Source organism: Sinomonas gamaensis, from assembly GCF_005876955.1.
Lineage (GTDB): Bacteria > Actinomycetota > Actinomycetes > Actinomycetales > Micrococcaceae > Sinomonas > Sinomonas gamaensis.
This window is the reverse complement of sequence record NZ_SSCL01000009.1, coordinates 125,614-146,496: the sequence shown is the minus strand read 5'-3', so window position 1 is coordinate 146,496 and position 20,883 is coordinate 125,614. Positions and strand designations below refer to the sequence as shown.

19 protein-coding genes and 1 riboswitch are annotated in these 20,883 nt (G+C 68.4%); of the genes, 8 read left to right on the top strand and 11 right to left on the bottom strand.

Annotated elements, in window-relative coordinates; genetic code table 11:
* Positions 1 to 990 carry an ArsR/SmtB family transcription factor gene (locus tag E5679_RS13380; RefSeq protein WP_138416641.1) on the bottom strand — a complete coding sequence of 330 codons (990 nt, stop codon included), beginning with the start codon at positions 988 to 990 and terminating at the stop codon, positions 1 to 3.
* A 92-nt stretch (positions 991 to 1,082) separates the two neighbouring features.
* On the opposite strand from E5679_RS13380, the gene E5679_RS13375 reads away from it, so the two are divergent.
* Positions 1,083 to 1,481, top strand: a complete 399-nt coding sequence (locus E5679_RS13375) for a hypothetical protein (RefSeq protein ID WP_138416639.1) — start codon at positions 1,083 to 1,085, stop codon at positions 1,479 to 1,481.
* Between the two features lie 54 nt (positions 1,482 to 1,535).
* Here the strand turns inward: E5679_RS13375 and acs are convergent, their stop codons facing one another.
* Positions 1,536 to 3,488: an acetate--CoA ligase gene (acs, locus tag E5679_RS13370; RefSeq protein WP_138416637.1), complete on the bottom strand. Its 1,953-nt coding sequence runs from the start codon at positions 3,486 to 3,488 to the stop codon at positions 1,536 to 1,538.
* 179 nt (positions 3,489 to 3,667) lie between these two features.
* Positions 3,668 to 3,779, top strand: a riboswitch (SAM riboswitch).
* Between the two features lie 40 nt (positions 3,780 to 3,819).
* Between acs and E5679_RS13365 the strand changes: the two genes are divergently transcribed.
* The 4 genes from E5679_RS13365 (at position 3,820) to E5679_RS13350 (ending at position 6,784) form a co-directional block, all read left to right on the top strand.
* Positions 3,820 to 4,305, top strand: a complete 486-nt coding sequence (locus E5679_RS13365) for a flavin reductase family protein (RefSeq protein ID WP_138416635.1) — start codon at positions 3,820 to 3,822, stop codon at positions 4,303 to 4,305.
* Between the two features lie 96 nt (positions 4,306 to 4,401).
* A complete protein-coding gene (locus tag E5679_RS13360) occupies positions 4,402 to 5,310 on the top strand; it encodes an oxygenase MpaB family protein (protein WP_138416737.1) in 909 nt (302 codons plus the stop codon).
* A gap of 89 nt (positions 5,311 to 5,399) precedes the next feature.
* A complete protein-coding gene (locus E5679_RS13355) occupies positions 5,400 to 5,693 on the top strand; it encodes a DUF503 domain-containing protein (RefSeq protein WP_138416633.1) in 294 nt (97 codons plus the stop codon).
* A gap of 290 nt (positions 5,694 to 5,983) precedes the next feature.
* The gene (locus tag E5679_RS13350) at positions 5,984 to 6,784 is read left to right on the top strand and encodes a hypothetical protein (protein WP_249336131.1); all 801 of its coding nucleotides are present in this window, start codon (positions 5,984 to 5,986) and stop codon (positions 6,782 to 6,784) included.
* 41 nt (positions 6,785 to 6,825) lie between these two features.
* Here E5679_RS13350 and purL read toward each other — a convergent pair whose 3' ends face one another.
* The 3 genes from purL to purS are packed head-to-tail and all read right to left on the bottom strand — an operon-like array spanning position 6,826 to position 10,162.
* Positions 6,826 to 9,141 carry a phosphoribosylformylglycinamidine synthase subunit PurL gene (gene purL, locus E5679_RS13345; protein WP_138416631.1) on the bottom strand — a complete coding sequence of 772 codons (2,316 nt, stop codon included), beginning with the start codon at positions 9,139 to 9,141 and terminating at the stop codon, positions 6,826 to 6,828.
* A complete protein-coding gene (gene purQ / locus E5679_RS13340) occupies positions 9,138 to 9,914 on the bottom strand; it encodes a phosphoribosylformylglycinamidine synthase subunit PurQ (protein ID WP_138416629.1) in 777 nt (258 codons plus the stop codon). Before purQ ends, purL begins: the two co-directional genes overlap by 4 nt.
* The gene (purS, locus tag E5679_RS13335; RefSeq protein WP_138416627.1) at positions 9,911 to 10,162 is read right to left on the bottom strand and encodes a phosphoribosylformylglycinamidine synthase subunit PurS; all 252 of its coding nucleotides are present in this window, start codon (positions 10,160 to 10,162) and stop codon (positions 9,911 to 9,913) included. The genes purQ and purS overlap by 4 nt, the downstream gene beginning before the upstream one ends.
* A gap of 88 nt (positions 10,163 to 10,250) precedes the next feature.
* On the opposite strand from purS, the gene E5679_RS13330 reads away from it, so the two are divergent.
* On the top strand, positions 10,251 to 10,637 hold the full coding sequence (locus E5679_RS13330) for a YchJ family protein (RefSeq protein WP_138416625.1): 387 nt from the start codon (positions 10,251 to 10,253) through the stop codon (positions 10,635 to 10,637).
* Here the strand turns inward: E5679_RS13330 and E5679_RS13325 are convergent.
* The 3 genes from E5679_RS13325 to E5679_RS13315 form a co-directional block, all read right to left on the bottom strand.
* Positions 10,634 to 11,584, bottom strand: a complete 951-nt coding sequence (locus E5679_RS13325) for a 3-methyladenine DNA glycosylase (RefSeq protein ID WP_138416623.1) — start codon at positions 11,582 to 11,584, stop codon at positions 10,634 to 10,636. The genes E5679_RS13330 and E5679_RS13325 overlap by 4 nt on opposite strands.
* A gap of 173 nt (positions 11,585 to 11,757) precedes the next feature.
* Entirely contained in the window at positions 11,758 to 16,578 is a 4,821-nt protein-coding gene (locus E5679_RS13320; protein ID WP_138416621.1) for an NAD-glutamate dehydrogenase, read from the bottom strand.
* A 46-nt stretch (positions 16,579 to 16,624) separates the two neighbouring features.
* A complete protein-coding gene (locus tag E5679_RS13315; RefSeq protein ID WP_249336123.1) occupies positions 16,625 to 17,086 on the bottom strand; it encodes a MarR family winged helix-turn-helix transcriptional regulator in 462 nt (153 codons plus the stop codon).
* 77 nt (positions 17,087 to 17,163) lie between these two features.
* On the opposite strand from E5679_RS13315, the gene E5679_RS13310 reads away from it, so the two are divergent.
* Both E5679_RS13310 and E5679_RS13305 read left to right on the top strand, forming a co-directional pair.
* Positions 17,164 to 17,388 carry a hypothetical protein gene (locus E5679_RS13310; RefSeq protein WP_138416617.1) on the top strand — a complete coding sequence of 75 codons (225 nt, stop codon included), beginning with the start codon at positions 17,164 to 17,166 and terminating at the stop codon, positions 17,386 to 17,388.
* Positions 17,389 to 17,502: 114 nt separating this feature from the next.
* Positions 17,503 to 17,694, top strand: a complete 192-nt coding sequence (locus tag E5679_RS13305) for a hypothetical protein (protein WP_138416733.1) — start codon at positions 17,503 to 17,505, stop codon at positions 17,692 to 17,694.
* A 97-nt stretch (positions 17,695 to 17,791) separates the two neighbouring features.
* Here E5679_RS13305 and E5679_RS13300 read toward each other — a convergent pair whose 3' ends face one another.
* The 3 genes from E5679_RS13300 to recR form a co-directional block, all read right to left on the bottom strand.
* Positions 17,792 to 19,105, bottom strand: a complete 1,314-nt coding sequence (locus E5679_RS13300) for an aspartate kinase (RefSeq protein WP_138416615.1) — start codon at positions 19,103 to 19,105, stop codon at positions 17,792 to 17,794.
* 72 nt (positions 19,106 to 19,177) lie between these two features.
* Positions 19,178 to 20,200 carry an isopenicillin N synthase family dioxygenase gene (locus E5679_RS13295; protein WP_138416613.1) on the bottom strand — a complete coding sequence of 341 codons (1,023 nt, stop codon included), beginning with the start codon at positions 20,198 to 20,200 and terminating at the stop codon, positions 19,178 to 19,180.
* 75 nt (positions 20,201 to 20,275) lie between these two features.
* Entirely contained in the window at positions 20,276 to 20,875 is a 600-nt protein-coding gene (gene recR / locus E5679_RS13290; protein ID WP_138416611.1) for a recombination mediator RecR, read from the bottom strand.
* Positions 20,876 to 20,883 lie beyond the last annotated feature (8 nt).

The window sequence follows — 20,883 nt, the reverse complement described above, 5'->3', positions numbered from 1 at the left end:
TCACGCGCGGGCCAAGAGCTGCTCGCCCACCTTGCCACGCTGGTAGAACACTTCGCGGCCCGCTCGCACCGGCTCGGTGAGCCCCGACTCGGCGAGGATCTTCAAATGGCTGCTGACCGTCCCGGCGGCAAGGTCAAGAGCGCAGGCGAGCTGCGTCGTCGTCATCGGGACGTCGAGCTGCGCGAGGATCTGGGCGCGCGTCCGCCCGAGAAGCCGGGAAACGGGGCTCTCCTGCGTCTCCCGCGTCTTCTCCCAGAGGCGCCCCACGCCGCGCGGTGCGTACGTGATGGTCGGCACGAAGGGCGCCGTGTGGAGCACGAGCGTGGAGGGCCAGACGAACGCGGTCGGGACCAGGACGAGGCCGCCCCCGGGCTTGGGGCGGTCGCTCGCTTCGCAGTCGCGCATGATCTCGAGGCCCTGCTCCGTGGGCCGGATGCTCGGGTGCAGCGTCTTGAAGACTTCCTGGATGCCGTAATGCGCGAGGTCCTCGAGCCGTGAATCGATGTCCGCGAGCAGCACCGAGCGCAGGCGCGGCCAATAAGGATCGACGGCGGTCGCCCAGTACCAGCCGAGGGCGGCGGTCACGCGGCGGACGCCGGCGTCGACGTCGTCGCGGAACTCAGCGATGACCCGTCGCCCGTAATCGGGGAGCTCGCGCTTCTCGAGGAACGCGATGTCCCGCCGCCACAGTTCGGCGGGCACGGCCGCCACGGCGGCGAGCGTCTCCGGGAATGAGTCCTGCCGCGTCGGTGTGGGAGTGAGCGAATCGGCGATGAAGCCCTTCGGCTGCACGAGCGTCGTGAGGACCCGGAGGTGGTCCTTGGCTTTTCTCTCGGTGGAGTCTGCCAGGCGCTTCTTCGCCTCCTCGATCCACGGCCGGTGCAGCGGCGTACCCTGCTGCAAGGCGCGCAGGCTCGTGACGGTCTCCCACATCGGGGACGCCTCGAAGCGCACGCGGGTGAGGTCTTCGCTCGTGAGTCGGATGAGCATGGAACCAGCGTAAGAACGGCGCGGCGCCGGGTCGAGGATTCGGGGAGAACCGAATCGTTTCGCCCTTCTCGACCGGCGCGCAGACTGCTGACATGAGCACCACAGACACCCGCACTCCCGCCTCTCACGCCGTCGAATCACGGGCCGCAGCGACTGCTCCCGTCCGCCATCCGCTTCGTCCGATTCCGCGTCGCCTGGCCCGAAAGCCGCATGGCGACGGCGGTGGTGTCGCCTTGGTTGCGCCGTCCTCCGTTCCTCGCCGGCTCGAAAGCCGTCCGCTCGTCGCGCCCACGGCGCTCCCTGACCACGCCGGCGATCTGATCGGCATGCCGGACTTCGTCCGCGTTCGCCGGGCTCTGGGGCGGGCGTGGTCGTGGCTGCGGGAATCGTTCGAGGCGGCAGGGGCCGTCGACGCGCGGCTGCGCGAGCGCCGCGACGACGACGCCCTGCGGATGGCGCACTCCGGCGCCTCCCCGGCACGGCTCTTCTGAGCCCGGACCCTGCGGAGGTGACGGCGCAGCGCTTGCGCCGTCACCTTTGGAGGGTCAGCGCGCCGCGAGAACCTTCTCGATCTCCGCGATGCAGGGCTCGTTCTGGAGGCTCGTGGTGTCGCCCAGCGGCGTGCCTTCGAAAAGCTGGGTGAGCAGCCGCCGCATGATCTTCCCCGAGCGCGTCTTGGGAACATCAGGGACGACGACGATCTCCCGCGGCTTCGCGATCGGACCGATCTCCCGTGCGACGTGGGCGCGGAGGGCGCTGGCGACGCTGTCCCCTTCGGTCTTGGCATCGTCGGCCGCGGCGCTGGCCGCCTCGCGGGTCAGCACAACGAACGCCGCGATGGCGTGGCCCGTCGTCGGGTCGGCGACCGGGCACACGCCGGCCTCGACGACCGAGGGATGCGAGACGAGCGCCGATTCGATCTCGATCGTCGACATGCGGTGGCCGGAGACGTTGAGCACGTCGTCGGTGCGCCCGAGGATCCACGTGTCGCCGTCGTCGTCGAACTTCGCGCCGTCGCCCGCGAGGAACCAGCCTTGCGCCGCGTACTTGCGCCAGTACGAGTCGAGGTAGCGCCGGGGGTTGCCCCACACGGTGCGCGCCATCGCGGGGCCGCTCTCGGTGACCACGATGTTGCCCTGGACGCCCGGCGGGACGCGGACGCCGTCGTCGTCCACGATGTCCGTGGCGAGCCCGGGCAGAGCCCTCGTAGCACACCCGGGCTTGAACGAGGCGTCGGTGGGCCACGGTGATAGCACGGTTGCGCCAGTCTCGGACTGCCACCAGGTGTCCACCATCGGCACGCCGCCCGGCACATCGCCGCCCGCCTCGCGCCCCAGGTTCGAGCGCAGCCAGCGCCACGCCTCCGGATTGACGGCCTCGCCCACGGTGCCGAGGACCCGGATGGAGGAGAAGTCGTAGTCGGCGGGCACGCCGTCGGGGAACCAGCCCATGAGGGAGCGCACCAGCGTCGGCGCCGTGTAGTAGCTCGTCACGCCGTAGCGCTGGATGATCTCGAAGTGGCGTCCCGGGTGCGGGGTGTTGGGCGTGCCCTCGAAGATGACTTGCGTGACGCCGTTCGAGAGCGGCCCATACATCTCGTAGGTGTGGGCCGTGACCCAGGCGAGGTCGGCGGTGCACCAGTGCACATCGGCGTCCCGCAGCGCGGGGTCCGGGTTCGAGAAGAGGAACTCGTGGCTCCACGACGCCTGCGTGAGGTAGCCGCCCGTCGTGTGGACGAGGCCCTTCGGCTTCCCCGTCGTGCCGGAGGTGTACATGATGAAGAGCGGCGTCTCGGCGTCGAACGCCTCCGGTTCGTGGGTCTCGGGCTGCCCGTCGACGAGCTCGTGCCACCACACGTCACGGCCCGGGGTCCAGGCGATGTCGGAGCCGGTGCGCCGGATCACCACGACGTGCTCGATGCCGTTGTCACCCGCCGCAGCGCCTCCGCGCACCGCTGCATCGGCGTTCGCCTTGACGGGCACGGCCTTCCCGCGGCGGTACTGGCCGTCCGTCGTGACGAGGAGCTTGGCGCCGGTGTCCTCGACCCGGAAGCGCAGTGCCTCAGCAGAGAAGCCGCCGAACACAAGCGAATGGACGGCGCCGATGCGCGCGCACGCGAGGGTGACCACCACCGTTTCGACGAGCACCGGGAGATAGACGACGACGCGGTCCCCCTTCCGCACGCCGAGCGCCTCCAGCGCGTGGGCGGCCTGGGCGACTCGGCGCTGGAGGTCCGCGTAGGTCACAGCGAGGCGGTCGCCCGGCTCGCCCTCGAAGTACAGGGCGACCTTCTCCCCTCGGCCCGCGGCGACGTGCCGGTCAACGCAGTTCACGGCGGCGTTGAGCTTGCCGCCGTCGAACCAGCGGATCTCGGGCGGAGTGTCACTTTCGAGATCCGCAGGCGTCCACGAATGTGCCGAATGCCAAGGCTCAGCCCACTCGAGCCGCCGCGCGGCGTCCTCCCAGAAGGCGATGCGGTCGGGCGTGGCAGCGGTCATGGAGGTCCTCCGAAAGGTGTGGCGGTGCCTCCACTAAACGCCCACGCAAGTCCAGCAGCCAAAGCCCGCTGCGCAACACAGCGTCACGGAAAGTCACGAGTGGACGACCACTAAGTTGTGTGTCCGTGTTACGGACAGGCTTTACCTCTCCAAAGTTGCTTCCGTAGGGTGAATATCAGGATCAAGAGTCCCGGCGTGAAGCTCTGGCTGGCCGGGCGGCAACCCTCTCCCGTAGTGGGGTGCCCCAGATGAGGATCCGGTCGCGGCGACCGTCCGCGGCAAGTACGGCGCCCGGCCACCCGGGCGTCCGGCCGATTGCTGGAGGAAAGCCATGACCGTCACATCCGTGGACCAAGCCGTCACCGGGGCGGACCTGCGCCGCGCCATGGGGCATTGGGCCACCGGGATCTCGGTCATCACGACCCAGAGCGAAGGAACCCTGGCTGGCCTCGTGAGCAACTCGTTCACGTCAGTCAGCCTCGACCCGCCTCTCGTCTCGTGGGCCGTGGACAAGCGCTCCTCGTCGTTCGATGTATGGAACACGACCGACAACTTCGCCGTGCACATCCTGTCCGAGGCCGATCGGGGACTCGTGCAGCGCTTCGTGGCGAAGGGAACGGACAAGTTTGCGGGACTGGCCTGGGAGCCCGGCGTGCTGGGCTCGCCGATCGTGGCCGCCGACGTCCCGCGCATCGAGTGTCGCCTCTGGCAGCGGGTGGACGCGGGGGACCACGTGATCCTGATCGGCGAGGCAGTCAGCGTCTCGGATCCGGAGAGCTTTCATCCCCTGACCAACCACGTCTACTGGGCCAAGTAGGCCCGCCCGCCGGGGACGAGGGCGCCCTCGTCCCCGGCAGGCGTCCGCCCTGTGTTGCCGGGTCAGCCCCCACCGCGCCACCCTTGAAATGTGAGCATCGACGTTCTCGCACCGCTGCGCCGCCGACTGCGCCTGACGTTTTCCGGCCAGACCGACGGTGTTCCCGACTGGGAACTCGCCCTCGAGGACGGGGATGATGCAGGCTTCTTCCCGCCGGACTCGGTGACGTGGCGGGTCCACAGCGACATGACCCCGATCATGGGCGGCATCCGCGCCCTCCTCACCCAGGCCCTGCACCCCGGAGTTCTCGCGGGCGTCGTGGACCACTCGCACTACCGCGAGGATCCGCTCGCTCGGCTCGCGGGCACGATCCGCTGGATCTTCACCGTCACCTACGGGGACACCGTCGCCGCGCGACGTGCGTCCCAGCACGTGCGGCGGGTGCACGAGGCCGTGGTCGGGCAGTACGTCGACGGGCGTGGGGTCCGGCGGCGTTATTCGGCGAACGAACCCGAACTTCTCGAGTGGGTGCACCTCGCCTTCACCGACGCGTTCCTCGGCTCCTACGAATACGTCCGCGGCCCGCTTCCGGCCTCCGAGGCAGACGCCTACGTCGCCGAGTGGGCCATCGCTGCGGAGCTCATGGGCGTTCCCGATCCGCCCAGATCCTTCGCCGGCCTGCGCGAGCGGATGGACGCGTACGACGACGGTGCCCGCCTTTCCGGCGGCCCCCGCGTCGACGACGTGGTCGGCTTCCTCCGGAACCCGCCCCTCGACCCGTTGCTCGTCCCAGGCTACCGACTGCTCTTCGCGGCTGCTGTTGACTCGATGAACGATCGGTATCGTGACCTTCTCGGACTGCGCCGCTCGTCGCTCGGCCCCCTCCCGCTCCCGGTGCGACCGGCCGCCCAAGCCACGCTCGCCGTCGTCGGCCGCGCTTTGGGGAGCACCGGCCCCAGTGAGGCTGCCGCGCGCCGCCGCCTCGCACGCCTGGGCGCCCTCTAACCCCACCCACCCCGTTTCGGGTACACCAACTGCGCCCCTCATCCATCTCAGGTGCACCAACTGTCACGGGCACGGGAAGAATGGGCAGCATGTGGATCGCGTGGATCGAATTCGACCTGCTCCTCGGAGACGTTCACTCGCTCAAGGAGAAACGCGCAGTCGTCCGCCCGATCGTAGGGGAACTGAGACGGCGCTTCGACGTCTCAGCTGCGGAAGTGGACGATCAGGACCTCCACCGCCGCGCCCGCATCGGCGCCGCCCTCGTCTCCGCAGACCGAGCCCATGCAGTCGAGGTGCTCGACGCCGTCGAACGCTTCGTCGCCGGACGCCCGGAGGTGGACCTTCTGAGCGCGCGGCGGCGGGAGCTGCACAGCGAGGACTAGTCCCCCTTGCATCGACTGCTCCATAGGTGTCGTTTTGAGCCTCCAAAACGACACCTATGGAGCAATCGATGAGGGGCTGTGGATAACTCTGATGCCGTCGGCCGGGCTTCTGATCGGATTGGTCTATGAAGACTCCTCAGCCCCTGCCCGGAGCCCTTGCACTTCGCCCGTTCACCGTGACTGAGGCGGTCGCTTCGGGCGTTAGCTCCCGACGCTTGCGTCATCCTTCCTTGCGTCCCCTCGGGCGTGGAATTCGGGCGCCCAGCACGACGACGGAGCTCCCCTTGAGCGTGTCCGTGCGGCCGTTCGTCGAGGTCAACGATCGATGCGCGGCTTCGCACTGGACCGCGGCGGCGCTGTTCGGGCTCCCTGACTTTCCAAAACGCGGTCCGGACGGGTACCACGTGATTCGGCCTGAACGCGCGGCCCACCTGAATCGGCCGCACATTGTGGTCCACCGCGCGAAGCTCTTCGAAGACGAGGTGACTCTGAAGGAGGGCATCTGGGTCACGACCCCGGCACGTCTCTGGCTCGATCTCGCCGAGACTCTGAGCCTGGACGACCTCGTCGCGCTGGGCGACGCGTGTGTCCGGGTCCCGTATCCCGAACTGGACGACCGATCTGAACCATGCTGCACAGTCGAGGACATCAGACGGATCATCGCTCGGCACAGGGGCAAGCGCGGGATCCGGAAGGCGAGGCTCGCCGTCGAACTCATCAGGGTGGGCGCAGACTCTCCCCAAGAGACGCGCCTGCGTCTCGCATGCCTGCGGGGAGGGCTTCCGGAGCCGCAACTCAACGTGCAGCTTGTGGGCCCGGGCGGCATCCGCGGGCCGAAACCGGACGTTGCCTTCACGGAGTTCCGAGTAGGGGCCGAATACGAAGGCGAACACCACGGCGGCGGGGACCAGGTGGTCCGCGACATCACGAGGTCAGAGCGCTATGCCGAAGTTGGCTGGACCGAAGTGCGCATCTCGAAACGACACATGACAGACGACTGCAAAGCTGCCGTGGACAAGATTCGTCGGGCGCTGTTTGCGAGGGGCTGGCGTCCGGGCGGAAAAACGACTGCTCCGCAACTGTCGTTATGAGCGCTGAAAACGACAGTTACGGAGCAGTCGATGCTGATTTCTCAGCCGAAGTACTTCGGCAGCGTTCCCTCGTGGGCCTCGCGGAGCTCCGCGATCGGAAGGTCGAACTGGCCCTGCACCTCAAGCGAAGTGGCGAGGACGTCGACGACGCCGAGGCGCACCACCGGGAAGCGGCGGGCAGTCGCCATGTCGTTGAACCGCACCTCTTCGGAGCGGGGGACGGCGACGACGGCACGCGCCTGCGACTCGGAGAACAGCGCCGTGAAGGCGTCGACCCCGTCGCGCTCGCAGAGCTCCTCGAGGGCCACACGCGCGCCGACGCCGAAGCGCAGCACCATCTCGGACAGGGCCGCGGCGAGGCCGCCCTCGGAGAGGTCGTGTGCGGCGTCGATCATGCCGTCGCGAGAGGCGTTGATGAGGATCGCGGCGAGCGTCTTCTCGGCCTCGAGGTCGAGCTTCGGCGGGAGGCCGCCCAGGTGACCGCGCAGGTTCGCGAACTCCGAGCCGTCGAGCTCGTCGCGCGTGGTGCCGAGCAGGTAGATGGCCTGGCCGTCCGCGTTCTGCTGCCAGCCCGACGGCGTGCGGCGGGCGACGTCGTCGAACTTGCCGAGGACGCCGACCACAGGGGTGGGGTGGATCGCCGTCGTGCCCGTCTGGTTGTAGAGCGAGACGTTGCCGCCGGTGACCGGGATGCCGAGGGTCTGGCACGCGTCGGCGAGGCCGCGCACAGCCTCGGCGAACTGCCACATGACCTCGGGGTCCTCGGGGGACCCGAAGTTGAGGCAGTCAGTGACGGCCATGGGGACGGCACCCGAGGTGGCGACGTTCCGGTACGACTCCGCAAGGGCGAGCTGCGCGCCCGTGTACGGGTCGAGGTAGGCGTAGCGGCCGTTGGCGTCCGTGGAGATGGCGACTCCGAGGCCGGTCTCCTCGTCGACGCGGATCACGCCGGCGTCGTCGGGGGAGGAAAGCGTCGTGTTGCCGCCCACGTAGCTGTCGTACTGCTTGGTGACCCAGGACTTGTCGCACATGTTCGGCGAGGCCATGAGTTCCAGGACGGCTGCCTTGAGCTCATTGCCGGAGGCAGGGAGGCCCTTGCCCGCCGCGGAAGAACGGAACGCGTCCTTCTGGACCCCGTCGAGCCACTCCGGCCGGTTGAACGGCCGGTTGTAGACCGGTCCCTCATGCGCGACGGTGCGGGGATCGACGTCGACAATCGTCTCGCCGTCCCAGGTGATGACGAGGCGGCCCGAGTCGGTGACCTCGCCGAGCCACGAGAACTCGACGTTCCACTTCTCCATGACCTTCTCGAACTCGGCCACGTTCTCCGGAGTCACGACCGCCATCATGCGCTCCTGCGACTCGGACATGAGGATCTCGCCCGGGGTGAGGGTGGGGTCGCGGAGGAGGACGTTCGTCAGCTCGACGCGCATGCCGCCGTCGCCGTTCGAGGCGAGCTCCGACGTCGCGCACGAAATGCCAGCGGCGCCGAGGTCCTGGATGCCCTCGACGAGCGAGTGCTTGAAGAGCTCGAGGCAGCACTCGATGAGGACCTTCTCAGCGAAGGGGTCGCCGACCTGGACCGCGGGGCGCTTCGACGGTTTCGTGTCGTCGAAGGATTCGGACGCCAGGACCGAGGCGCCGCCGATGCCGTCGCCGCCCGTGCGGGCGCCGAAGAGCACCACGCGGTTCCCCACGCCGGACGCGTTCGCGAGGCGCAGGTCCTCGTGGCGCAGGACGCCGACGGCGAGTGCGTTCACGAGCGGGTTGGCCTGGTAGACGGAGTCGAAGACGACCTCGCCGCCGATGTTCGGGAGGCCGAGCGAGTTGCCGTACCCGCCGATGCCCGAGACGATCCCGTGCACGAGGCGCGGGGTGTCCGGGTGATCGATCGCGCCGAAGCGCAGCGGGTCCATGACAGCCACAGGGCGCGCGCCCATCGAGATGATGTCGCGGACGATGCCGCCGATCCCCGTCGCCGCGCCCTGGTACGGCTCGACGAACGAGGGGTGGTTGTGGGACTCGACCTTGAACGTGACCGCCCAGCCGTCGCCGAGGTTGGTCACACCGGCGTTCTCGCCGATGCCGACCATCATGTCCTTCTTCATCTCGTCGGTGAGCTTCTCGCCGAACTGGCGGAGGTGCACCTTCGAGGACTTGTACGAGCAGTGCTCGCTCCACATGACCGAGTACATCGCGAGCTCGGCAGCGGTGGGTCGGCGGCCGAGGAGCTTGACGATCTCCTCGAACTCGTTCTGCTTGAGGCCCAGCTCGGCCCACGGCAGCTCGACGTCCGGCGTCTCGGCGGCGTGCTCGACAGTGTCGATGTTGAATTTGGGGGCAGTCTGCGTGCTCATTTTGCCTCCACGAGCTGGCTCAGGACGGACGTGAAGAAGCCAAGGCCGTCGGTGCTGTAGTGACCGTCCGCGCCGAGGGGAGCGAAGCCGGGCTCGACGGCGTGCTCGGGGTGCGGCATCAGGCCGACGACGTTGCCCGCCGCGTTCGTGATGCCGGCGATTCCGCGGCGCGAGCCGTTCGGGTTCCAGCCGACGTAACGGAACGCAACGCGACCCTCGCCCTCGAGCTCGTCGAGCGTCTTCTCGTCGGCGACGTACTGGCCGTCCTGGTTCTTGAGGACCACGGTGATCTCCTGGCCCTCGTCGTACTGGTTGGTCCACGCAGTCCGGTTGTTCTCGACGCGCAGGACCTGGTCGCGGCAGATGAACTTCAGGTGGTCGTTCTTGACCATCGAGCCGGGAAGCAGGTGCGCCTCGGTGAGGATCTGGAAGCCGTTGCAGATGCCCAGCACGGGGAGCTTCGCGTCCGAATTGGCAGCATCGACGATCTTCGCCATGAGCGGCGCGAATCGGGCAATGGCACCGGCACGCAGGTAGTCGCCGTAGCTGAAGCCGCCGGGGAGGACCACGGCGTCGACATCGCCCAGTTCAGTGTCCGCGTGCCACAGAGCGACCGGCGTTCCGCCGGCGAGCTTCACGGCGCGGGCGGCGTCGCGGTCGTCGAGGGTGCCGGGGAAGGTCACCACTCCGATCTTCGCTCCAGACAGTCCGCCGGAGAGGGGAGCTTCCTCGGGCTTCCCCCCGAGGTCGGCGATCAGGGGAGTCTCGCTCATGCGTCGAGCACCTCGACGTTGACCACGTCCTCGATGACCGGGTTGGACAGCATGGTCTCGGCGGCGTTACGGGCCTGCTCGAGGATCTCGTCCGTGACCGGGCCATCGACGGTGAGCTCGAAGCGCTTGCCCTGGCGGACACCGCTGAAGGCCGTGAAGCCGAGCCGCGGCAGCGCCCCGACGATCGCCTTCCCCTGAGGGTCGAGAATCTCGGGTTTCGGCATGACATCGACAACGATCCGGGGCATCAACGGGCTCCTGTGATTGGGGGGAGTTGCAACCCGATTCTACCGGAGCGGCCAAGGGGCGCCGGAATCGCGGCAGTAGTGTAGCCCCATGACCCTCGACCCCGGTGCACGCTGCCCCTGCGGCAGCGGTGACACCTACGGTGACTGCTGCGGCCGCTTTCACGCCGGGACCCCCGCTCCCACCGCCGAAGCCCTCATGCGGTCCCGCTTCAGCGCCTTCGCGACGGGGAATCCGGAGTACCTTCTCGCCACCTGGCATCCCTCAACCCGCCCAGCCACCCTCGATCTCGACGATGATACGCAGTGGCGACGCCTCGTCGTCGTCCGTACCGAGGCCGGCGGCCCCTTCGATGACCGTGGGATCGTCGAATTCGCAGCGCATTATGCGGGCGACGGCGGTCGTGGGGTTCTGCGCGAGACCTCGCGCTTTGTGCGTGAGGACGGTCGCTGGTTCTACCTCGACGCCTTGGCTTAGGGAAGCACGCCCACCAAGGGTGCGATCGCCGTCGTCAGGCGTTGCCGCAGAGCGGAAGCCTCGGCCGCGAAGGACCGCTGCGCCTCGACGTACTCGGCCTTCCCTGCCGCAGTCTCGATGCGGATGGGTTCGTAGCCCCAGTCGGCGAGGTCGTAGGGCGACGCCTTCATGTCCATCTCCCTGACGCGCCACGCGAGCTCGAAGCAGTCCATCAGGAGCTCGCCCGGCACCGCCGGACCGAGCTTGTAGGCCCACTTGTAGAGGTCCATGTTTGCGTGGAGGCAGCCGGGCTGCTCGAGGTGCCGCTGGGTCTCGCGGGTGGGCTGCAGCTCGTTCCGCGGGGCGGCGTCAGGGGTGTAGAAGCGGAACGCGTCGAAGTGGGTGCAGCGGATCTTATGGTCCTCCACCACCTGATCCGTCCCCTCCGCCCCGAGTCGCAGCGGCAGGTACTCGTGCCGGATCCCGAACTTCTCCGAGTGGTACACCATGGCCCATTCGTGAAGCCCGAAGCACCCGAATTGCGCGGGCCGCGACGCCGTCCCCCGCAGGATGGTGTCGCAGAACCGCACCGTCTCCTCGCGCTCGCCGAGGTAGGCGGCGGCGTCGAGCACGACGGCGGACGTCCGCTCCGCGACCTCCGCCGCCTCCCGCTCGGCGTCCGTGAGGGGGCGGTAGTGCTTCCACCCCGCACGGGCGACGGCGGCGTCCCCCAGGAGCGCGACCCCCGCGCCCGGGTGCCAGCGCCCGAGCTGCCCAGGTTTGTGCGTGTAATACGTGAAGAGGAAGTCCTCGACGGGGTGCTTCTTCCGCGCGTTCCGCCGCTGGACGAACGGCTCCGCGAATCGTGCCGCCCGCGCGGCGTGGGCCTGGGCGCGCGGGAGCCAATCGTCCTCCGGGAGGGCGACGAGAGGTACGACGGCGGGCGCGGCCTGAGCGGAGAAGGGCACCGATCCATTATCCCCGCTCGTCAGGTTCCCCAACTTTTGGGCCTTCCTCACCAGCTTTAAGCTTCAATCCGCGGCGGGTTGCTCGAGTTCACCTGCGGGTCGCACCGTCGTCGTTCTCAAAGCTGGGGAAGTTGGGCGCGTCTCTGGGGACGTCGGCCAAGGGACCGTGCCGTTCAGGTCCGGACAAGGGTCCTCAGGAGCTTGAGCACCACCGACAGCGACGTGATGCTGACCGGTCCGGGACGGATGACCTCCGCGAGCGAATCCTTGATCCTGGCCAGCTGCTCCTGATGCCCGCGCTCCCATTCGATGATCCGGTCAGCCGGGTCGGCGAACAGGGCGTGCTCGGCGTGGCCGGTTGTCTGCATCACTGCGATCGTGATGTCGGCGACCACGGAGTACACGTCGTCGCGCAAGGCCGCCCTGGCGAGCGCCTCCCACCGGTCCTCGCGGGGCAGGTCGGTGATGCGCAACAGCAATTGTGCTGCCCGGAGCCGGGAGAACACGGCCCAGTAGAGGTCAGCGATCCGCTCGACAGGCTCGTCGACCTGCTCGGAGATGAGCGAGATGTCCAGGAGCCCGAAGCTCTCGAGGATGTCGGCCGCTCGGCGGGCCATGTCGTGAGGCAGCCCGAGAGCGTCCCAGTACGCCAGCCGCGCCTGAACCCGGTCGGTGTCTTCCCCGAGGAGGTAGTCCGCGGTCGAGGTGCGCAGCCGTTCGAGGGTGGGCAGGATGCGGGCGAGCGCTTGGTGCAGGGGTTGGTCGCGGTGGTCGTGGGTGACGTACCAGCGCGTTGCGCGGTCGAGGGTCCTCCGCATGTGAACGGCCAGTTCGGCGGCGTGTTCGCTGGGGAACTCGGGCGGCAAACCGGCGACGCGATCCACGAAGCCCTGGAGGTCGTAAGCCTCCCGCGCCACGATGAATCCTCTGGCGACGGCGGCTGGGGTCGCCGTCGTCTCCTCGATGGCCCGGAAGGCGAAGGTGATGCCGCCGAGGTTGATGATGTCGTTGGCCAGGACGGTGCAGATGATCTGCTGGCGCAGCGGGTGGGTGGGCAGGTCGGGGCCGAAGCGTTCGACGATCTGGCGGGGGAAGTAGTCCTGGAGGGTGCGGTCGAACCAGGGGTCGTCGGCGAGGTCGGTCTCGCCGAGTTCGCGGGCGAGTTCGATCTTGGCGTAGGCGGCCAGGACGGCGAGTTCGGGAGCGGTGAGGCCGTGGCCGGCAGCGAGGCGGGCGTGGAGCTCGGCTGTGGTGGGCAGGGCCTCGAGGGTCCTGTCGAGGTCGGCGGCCTTCTCAAGCCAGTCCATGGCACGTTCGAAGCCCGGGCTCCAGTTCAGCACGAGGGCCTGGTCATTGCGGAGCAGGGTGTTCTGGTCGCGGTTGTTCTTCAGCACGTGGGCGGCAACGTCGTCGGCGAGGGAGTGCAGCAGGGGCGCGCGTTCGGCGGGGTCGAGTTTCCCGGCGGCGATCATGCGGTCCAGGAAGATCTTGATGTTGACCTCGTGGTCGGAGCAGTCCACACCGGCGGAGTTGTCGATCGCGTCGGTGTTGAGCAGGACCCCGTTCAGGGCGGCCTCGACACGGGCGCGCTGGGTGAGTCCGAGGTTGCCGCCCTCGACCACGACCCGGGCGCGCAGCTGGGCGGCGGTGATGCGGATGGCGTCGTTGGCCTTGTCCCCGACCTGAGGGTTGGCCTCGGCGGTGGCCCTGACGTAGGTGCCGATCCCGCCGTTGTAGAGCAGGTCCACCGGGGCGGAGAGGATCGCCTGGATCAGCTCGTGGGGTGGCATGGCCGCCGCCGTGCCGGGGATGCCGAGGGCCGCCCGCACCTGAGGAGTGAGGGGGATGGACTTGGCGGTGCGCGGGTAGACGCCGCCGCCTTCGCTGATCAGGGCTTGGCTGTAGTCGGCCCAGGAGGAGCGGGGGAGGTCGAAGAGCCGCCGCCGTTCCTTGAACGAGAGTGCCGGGTCGGGGTCGGGGTCCAGGAAGATGTGGCGGTGGTCGAACGCGGCCACCAGACGGGTGTGCTCGGAGAGGAGCATGCCGTTGCCGAACACGTCCCCCGACATGTCCCCGATTCCGACGGCGGTGAAATCCTGGGTCTGGCAGTCCACCCCGAGCTGGCGGAAATGGGCCTTGGCGGATTCCCAGGCGCCGCGGGCGGTGATGCCGAGGCGCTTGTGGTCGTACCCGATGGAGCCACCGGACGCGAACGCGTCCCCGAGCCAGTACCCGTACTCCGCGGCGACGGCGTTGGCGGTGTCGGAGAACGCGGCGGTGCCCTTGTCCGCGGCCACGACGAGGTACGTGTCGTCCTCGTCGTGCCGCACGACCCGTTCAGGGGGCACGATGCGGCCCTCGGGCAGGGCCAGATTGTCCGTCACATCCAAGAGGCCGCGGATGATGTCCCGGTAGGCCTCGGTGCCCTCGGCCAGCCACGCTCCCCGGTCCGTCTCGGGGTCGGGGAGCCGCTTGGGGTAGAAGCCGCCCTTGGCCCCGGTGGGGACGATCACGGAGTTCTTCGCGATCTGGGCCTTGGCCAGGCCCAGGACCTCGGTACGGAAGTCCTCCCGCCGCTCGGACCACCGGATGCCGCCGCGGGCAACCGGCCCGAAGCGCAGGTGCACCCCTTCCACGCGCGGGGAGTAGACCCAAACCTCGAACCGGGGCCGCGGGTACGGGGCCCAAGGCAGGTGGGAGGGCTGGAGCTTGAAGCTCACGAATCCCCGCCCCCGGTAGAAGTTCGTCCGAGTGGTGGCCTCGATCAGGCCCAGGAACGTCCGCAGCAGCCGGTCCGCGTCCAGGGAGGCCACCGCCTCGATCGCCTCCAGCGCCGCCGCCCGCGCGCCCCCGGTCTCCCGCAGCCGCTCCGCCGGGCGCACCTTCGGATCGAACCGGGCCCGGAACAGGCCTAGCAGCGCGTGCGTCGCCTCCGGATTCCCCAGCAGTGCATCGATGATGAAGTCGTACGAGTTCGTCGTCCCCAGCTGCAGCAGATACTTCGCGCACGCCCGCAGGATCGACACCTGCCGCCAGTCCAGGCCCTCTCGCAGGATGAGGGCATCGAAGCGATCGGATTCGGAGTCGCCACGCATTGAGGCATCGAATCCCTCTGCGAGGAGAGAGCTGGTCGCCCCCGGATCCACTCCCCGTGGATAGGTGACGCCCAGGTCGTAGAGGAACAGCGGGCCAGCGTTCGCGCGCCGGATCTCGAACGGCCGCTCGTCCTGCACCTCCAGTCCCAGATTGTGGAAGAACGGCAGGATGCGGGTCAGGCTCGGCGCGCTCGTCAGATACAGCCGGATCCTGGCTCTGCTCCGCGTCTGAGCCAGGGCCGAAGTTGGGGCCGAAGTCGGGCCCGAAGCCTCGGCCCGCATGACGGCCAGAAGCGGATCTCCCAGCGGCCTCCCACCGGTGCCGTCCAGGTCGAACTCTTCGAACCGCCGAATGTCCTCGACTGCGTCCTCGGGCTCAAGCTCCGCGCGGTAGCTCGCCGGGAACGCGTCCGACCACAGCGGCGACAGCCGCGCCGCCCGGGACGCCGGAAGCTGGGCCCGGAGCGCTTCGTCCAAGCCCTCGCCCCACGTTCGTGTGGCCCGCACGAGGCTCTTCTCGAGCGTCGGCGCGTCGACGTCGGGGGATGAGCCCTCGGACGGCATCAGGAGGCGGAAGAAGACTCGCGCCAGGAGGCCTTCGCTCAACCGAACGTCGAATTCGAGGGAGGCAGGCCGGAATGCGTGCCGGAGCTCCTGTTCCATGCGCAGCCGGGCCGCGGTGCTGTATCGGTTCCGCGGCAGCAGGACCAAGGCCGTCACGAGCCGCCCGCGAGGATCGGGACGCAGGAAGAGCCGCGTCTGACGGCGCTCCTGCGCCCGGAGGATCTCGCTGGCGAGACGGGCCAGCCCCGGGACGTCGATCTGGAACAGCTCGTCGATCGGGAAGGACTCGAGCGCCGTGAGCAGCTCGGTCGACTCGTGCGAGCCGCGCGCGAACCCGAGGAGTTCCTGGACGGCGGCGACCTTCTCCCGCACCACCGGAACCCGCCGCAGCGACGGTCCCGCGGCCCGCAGGGCGAATAGCCCGACGAAGCGGCGTTCACCCTGGGTAGCCCCATCCGGAGCGAACACTTTCAGCCGCAGCTCATCCAGGTACCTGGGGCGTTCCACCGAGGAACGGAGCTCCGATGTCACGAGTGAGAGGACTTGGTCCGAGCCGTCCGGCAGGTCGTCGTGCTCGGGAGGGCGATGCCGGCGCAGCAGACCCAGCCCCGAGCCGGGCCGTCGCTTCAAGACCTCGCGGCCCTCCGCCGTCGTCCGTTCGTAGTCGCAGGCGCCGAGGAGGATGAAGTTGCCGCGGTCCATCCACGCGAGCAGCTCGGCGAGCTGGTCGGCGGGCGGCATGCCGGCGCTGGGGAGGGTGTCCAGGGTATCGACGGCGGACGCGAGTCGGTCTCGGAGCGCACCCGCATCTTGGGCAACGGCGCGCACGTCCGCGATGATCCGCTCGAGGCGCAGCCGGAGCTTCTCGGCGCTCGCCTCGTCAGGCAGCCTCGGGATTTCTGCTGCGATCCAAGCTTCGGCCCGATCCCCGTCCTCTCGGCCGGGGTGTCGGTCGCGTGTCGGCGGGCCCACTGGCAGCCCAGATCGGCGCGCAGCGCGGCGGACGCCCAGCAGTTCGTGGTTGGCCGCATCGCGCGACACCACCAGGATCGGATGGATCAGGAGTCGGATGCTTGCGTCGTGTCGCGTGAGTTCCGCGGTCACCGAGCGCACGAGGTGCGGCAGGTCGTCCGCGACGACGAACACCACGCCGGCCTCGCGCTCATTGACGACGGCGACCCTCGCCTCCCCGGGTGCCCGCACCGAGGCGAGGGAGAGATGCGCGCGGGCCCTGTGCTCGAGGACTTCCAGACTGTAGTCCTGGAGGTCCTCGACGGCCACGTGCTCGTAATAGTCGGCGAGGAACTCGTCGTCCGTCTCGAGTGGACCGTCCACACTTCATGATGGTCACGTCGGTGCGCAGCGTCCAGAGGACGTGGGATCAGGTGCGGCTGGCCTGGGCTGCGGAGATGAGCTTCATCATCGACTGGTGCAGCTCAGACGCGTCCTCCCGTGTGATGCCGAGGCGCGCCATCATGGTCGGCGGGACGCCGAGGGCCTTCTCCCGCAGCTTCCGTCCCTTGTCGGTGAGGGCCACGTCGAGTGCTCGCTCATTCCCGGCCTGCCGCGAGCGGGTGACGAGGCCGGCTTCCTCGAGGCGCTTGAGCAGCGGCGTGACGGTGGCCGGTTCGAGCAGGAGCGCGTCGCTGACGTCGCGGACGGTGCGCGGGCTGCGCTCCCAGAGCGCCAGCATCACGAGGTACTGCGGGTGGGTGAGTCCCATGGGCTCGAGGACCGGTCGGTAGGCTGCGACGACGCTCCGGCTTGCGACGCTCAGCGCGAAGCAGAGCTGCCGCTCCAGCAGCAGGTCGTCCTCCGCACGCAGGTCGTTGTCGACGCTCACGCTGAACTCCTCCATTAGTTAGTGCACTAATAATCAGGGTACTATGAATGCGCACCCGAGGATGAAAGGCGGAAGACATGGCCGAGGAGAATTTCGCGCAGCGATTCATGCGCGTCACGGGGAAACTCCGATACTTCTTCGGCCCGGCTCACCGCGGCACCACCGAGGGCGAGATGACGGCCGAGAACAAGGCCCTGCTGGCTCAGCGAGAGGCTGAGGCGCAGCAGTGGGAGACCGTCACGCGGCCCGATGGCAGCACCTACGTGGTCCCCAAGGACCCGGAGGATCGCTCCTTGCGTTGATCGGCCTCTGAGACTTGCGTCACCTCCGGCGTAAAATGACCGGTGCGGGAGGGGGTGATGACATTGCCCGATTCGCAGAAGAAGAGCGAGCACGCACGCGAGGCTGAGCACCGCATGCTGAACAAGTTCATGCACGCGGCGGAGCACGCTGCAGCCGTGTGGGGCCCCGCGGCCCATGGTGACCCCGACGCCCCTGTGGTGCACAAGCACGACGCCTTCGAGGACGCGTCCGAGGAAGATCTCCGAGGCTTCGAGATCGTCACGGATTCGGAGGGCCACCATTACGCCGTGCGGAAGAACCCCTGACTGCCTGCTAAGAAGCCTCAGCAAAGACAAACGGACGACGGCGGGTGCGCACCCGCCGTCGTCCGCCTTCCTGTGCCCATCGGCACCCGGGCGAGGCTCAGCGGCCGGTGCCGCCGTAGACGGTTGCCTCGGTCTCGGCGTCGAGCTCGAACGCGCTGTGGATCGCCCGCACTGCGGCGTCGAGCAGGTCGGCGCGGGTCACCACGGAGATGCGGATCTCCGACGTCGAGATCATGTCGATGTTGATCCCGGCATCCGAGAGCGCCTTGAAGAAGGTGGCCGAGACGCCGGGGTGCGAGCGCATGCCCGCTCCAATGAGCGAGAGCTTGCCGATCTCGGCGTTGTACTCGATGTCTTCGAACCCGATCTCGTCCTGGGCTGCCCGGAGCGCGTTGAGCGCGGTGGCGCCCTCGATGATCGGAAGCGTGAACGAGATGTCCGTCTTGCCGCGGCCGAACGTCGAGACGTTCTGCACGATCATGTCGATGTTCGAGTTCGCCTTGGCGATCACCTGGAAGATCGCGGCCGCCTTGCCCGGGATATCGGGAACGCCGACGACCGTGACCTTGGCCTCGGAGCGGTCGTGCGCGACACCGGAGATGATGGGCTGTTCCAAGGCGACTCCCTCGCTGATCTTGATCTTGTCCTCGGGGGAGGGCAGCACCCACGTCCCCTCGTTGTGGCTGAAGGAGGACCGCACGTGCAGCGGCACTCCGAAGCGGCGCGCGTACTCGACGCAGCGCAGGTGGAGGATCTTCGCGCCCGAGGCGGCGAGCTCGAGCATCTCCTCGCTCGAGATCGTCTCGATCTTCTTCGCGGACGGCACTACGCGCGGATCGGCGGTGTACACGCCGTCGACGTCGGTGTAGATCTCGCACACATCCGCCTCGAGCGCCGCCGCAAGCGCGACCGCCGTCGTGTCCGAGCCGCCGCGGCCTAGGGTCGTGATGTCGTGGCTCTCGCGGCTCATGCCTTGGAACCCCGCGACAATTGCGATGTTGCCCTTGTCCAGCGAGGTGCGGATGCGGTGCGGGTCGACGTCGATGATGCGTGCCTTGCCGTGCGTCCCGTCCGTGATCATGCCCGCCTGGGAGCCCGTGAACGACTGGGCTTTGTGGCCGAGCTTGTTGATGGCCATCGCCAAGAGCGCCATGGACATGCGCTCGCCGGCGGAGAGGAGCATGTCCATCTCGCGGGCAGGTGCACTGTCCGTGATCTCCGCGGCCAGATCGAGGAGCTCATCGGTCGTGTCGCCCATGGCAGACACGACGGCGACGACCTCGTGGCCCGCCGAGCGGTAGTCCACAATGCGCTGCGCGACCCGCTTGATGCCCGCCGCGTCCGCGACGGACGAGCCGCCGAACTTCTGGACGACGAGTTGCTTGGCGGGCAGCACAGGCGGAAGCGACATGCGGGCACACTCACAGTGATGTAGGAAGGGATAGGCAATCGCCCCACATTCTATCGGAGCGTCGAAAAGCGCCTAAACCAACTCCGGATAATGAAGCCGCGCCGTCTCCGGGTGGGCGCGCAGCCAGCCCTTGAGGACGTTCTCGCCGTACACGGACAGCATGGGGTTGTTCGGGTCGTCCGAGACGCCGCGGGCCTCGGCGGCGAGTTCAGCGGGAAGGATGACCTTGTCCACCTTCGCGTCAAGGCGCGGGGACCAGAAGAACGGGACCGAGTACCGGTCCACGTTCGCGGGCGGAGCCGTGACACGGTGGATGGTCGCCATGAGGTACCCGTCGGTGGCGACCTCGAGCATCTCACCGAGGTTCACCACGAGGGCGCCCGGCGTCGGCGGGACGTCGATCCATTCCTCCTGGCCGTACGGCTGCACCTCGAGTCCGCCCACGGAGTCCTGGAGCAGGAGCGTCACGAAGCCGTAGTCCGCGTGCGAGCCCACGCCCTGGTCGCCGGCCTCCGGGACCACGCCGCCACCCACGTAATGCACAAGCTTGCCCATCCACGCCGGCGTACCCGAGAACTCGTTGTCGAAGTAGTCCTCCGGGAGGCCGATCGCCACCGAGATGGCCGACAGCAGTTCTGCTCCCACCTGTGACATCAGCTCGGCCCACTCCATGGCGGCCTTCTCGAGGGCCGGGAAGTTCGCGGGCCACTGGTTGTGACCCTGAAGGCGTAGGTAGGGCTGGTCCGCCGGGACGCTGTCGAGGGGCTCCCGGTCGGGGCCGTAGTCGATCTGCTCGCGCGAGTCGGCGCGGCCCTGCGTCACCTCGGTGCCGAGGCGGGTGTAGCCACGGAACTGGGCCGATGACCGGTTGTCCAGCGCGAGGCGGTCCTCGAGCGGGAGCTTGAAGAACTCGGCGACCGTCTTCAGGAGTTCCTGGTCCTGCCCGGGGCGCCCCCCGTAGCCCACGACTTGGAAGAACCCGACGTTGTGCGCCGCATCCCGCAGCGCGTCGATGAACTCGGGGGTGAACGAACCGTTCTCATCCCTCGCGGTAGCCAGATCGAGGACGGGGACTGACGTGCGTGGTGTGCTCATGCCTTCCAGCATGCTCCCCATCAAGATGGCGTCGTAACGTTTTGTCACACGTCATCTGGCGTCATCTTGGCCCGATTAGCCGATAGCGCTGCGGCGTCCCTCGAACGCACGGCCGAGCGTGATCTCGTCGGCGTACTCGAGGTCGCCGCCCACGGGCAGTCCGGAGGCGAGGCGGGTCACCTTGATGCCGATGCTCTGCAGCATTCGGGCGAGGTAGGTCGACGTCGCCTCGCCCTCCAGATTCGGGTTGGTCGCGATGATGATCTCCGTGACGGCCTCATCGTTGAGGCGGGTGAGGAGCTCGCGGATGCGGAGCTGGTCCGGCCCGATTCCCGCGATGGGGTTGATCGCGCCTCCAAGGACGTGGTATCGGCCCCGGAAGGCTCGCGTGCGTTCGACGGCGAGCACGTCCTTCGACTCCTCGACGACGCAGATGACGCTCGGGTCCCGCCTCGGGTCCCGGCAGATTGCGCACGTCTCCTGCTCGGACACGTTGCCGCAGATCTGGCAGAACTTGACGCGTTCCTTCACCGCGGTGATCGCGGTGACGAGCCGCTTCATGTCGTCCGGATCGGCCTCGAGGATGTGGAAGGCCAGCCGTTGAGCCGACTTCGGTCCGATGCCGGGGAGCCTTCCGAGCTCGTCGATCAGATCCTGGACTGCGCCTTCATACACCCCCTAAC

Excerpts from the sequence above, each read along its gene's own strand:
- purL (WP_138416631.1), bottom strand. The coding sequence starts at position 9,141 with ATGAGCACGCAGACTGCCCCCAAATTCAACATCGACACTGTCGAGCAC.
- E5679_RS13300 (WP_138416615.1), bottom strand. The coding sequence starts at position 19,105 with ATGTCGCTTCCGCCTGTGCTGCCCGCCAAGCAACTCGTCGTCCAGAAG.
- E5679_RS13375 (WP_138416639.1), top strand. The coding sequence starts at position 1,083 with ATGAGCACCACAGACACCCGCACTCCCGCCTCTCACGCCGTCGAATCA.
- E5679_RS13310 (WP_138416617.1), top strand. The coding sequence starts at position 17,164 with ATGGCCGAGGAGAATTTCGCGCAGCGATTCATGCGCGTCACGGGGAAA.
- E5679_RS13355 (WP_138416633.1), top strand. The coding sequence starts at position 5,400 with ATGTGGATCGCGTGGATCGAATTCGACCTGCTCCTCGGAGACGTTCAC.
- E5679_RS13365 (WP_138416635.1), top strand. The coding sequence starts at position 3,820 with ATGACCGTCACATCCGTGGACCAAGCCGTCACCGGGGCGGACCTGCGC.
- acs (WP_138416637.1), bottom strand. The coding sequence starts at position 3,488 with ATGACCGCTGCCACGCCCGACCGCATCGCCTTCTGGGAGGACGCCGCG.
- purS (WP_138416627.1), bottom strand. The coding sequence starts at position 10,162 with ATGCCCCGGATCGTTGTCGATGTCATGCCGAAACCCGAGATTCTCGAC.
- E5679_RS13330 (WP_138416625.1), top strand. The coding sequence starts at position 10,251 with ATGACCCTCGACCCCGGTGCACGCTGCCCCTGCGGCAGCGGTGACACC.
- E5679_RS13380 (WP_138416641.1), bottom strand. The coding sequence starts at position 990 with ATGCTCATCCGACTCACGAGCGAAGACCTCACCCGCGTGCGCTTCGAG.
- E5679_RS13295 (WP_138416613.1), bottom strand. The coding sequence starts at position 20,200 with ATGAGCACACCACGCACGTCAGTCCCCGTCCTCGATCTGGCTACCGCG.
- purQ (WP_138416629.1), bottom strand. The coding sequence starts at position 9,914 with ATGAGCGAGACTCCCCTGATCGCCGACCTCGGGGGGAAGCCCGAGGAA.
- E5679_RS13305 (WP_138416733.1), top strand. The coding sequence starts at position 17,503 with ATGCTGAACAAGTTCATGCACGCGGCGGAGCACGCTGCAGCCGTGTGG.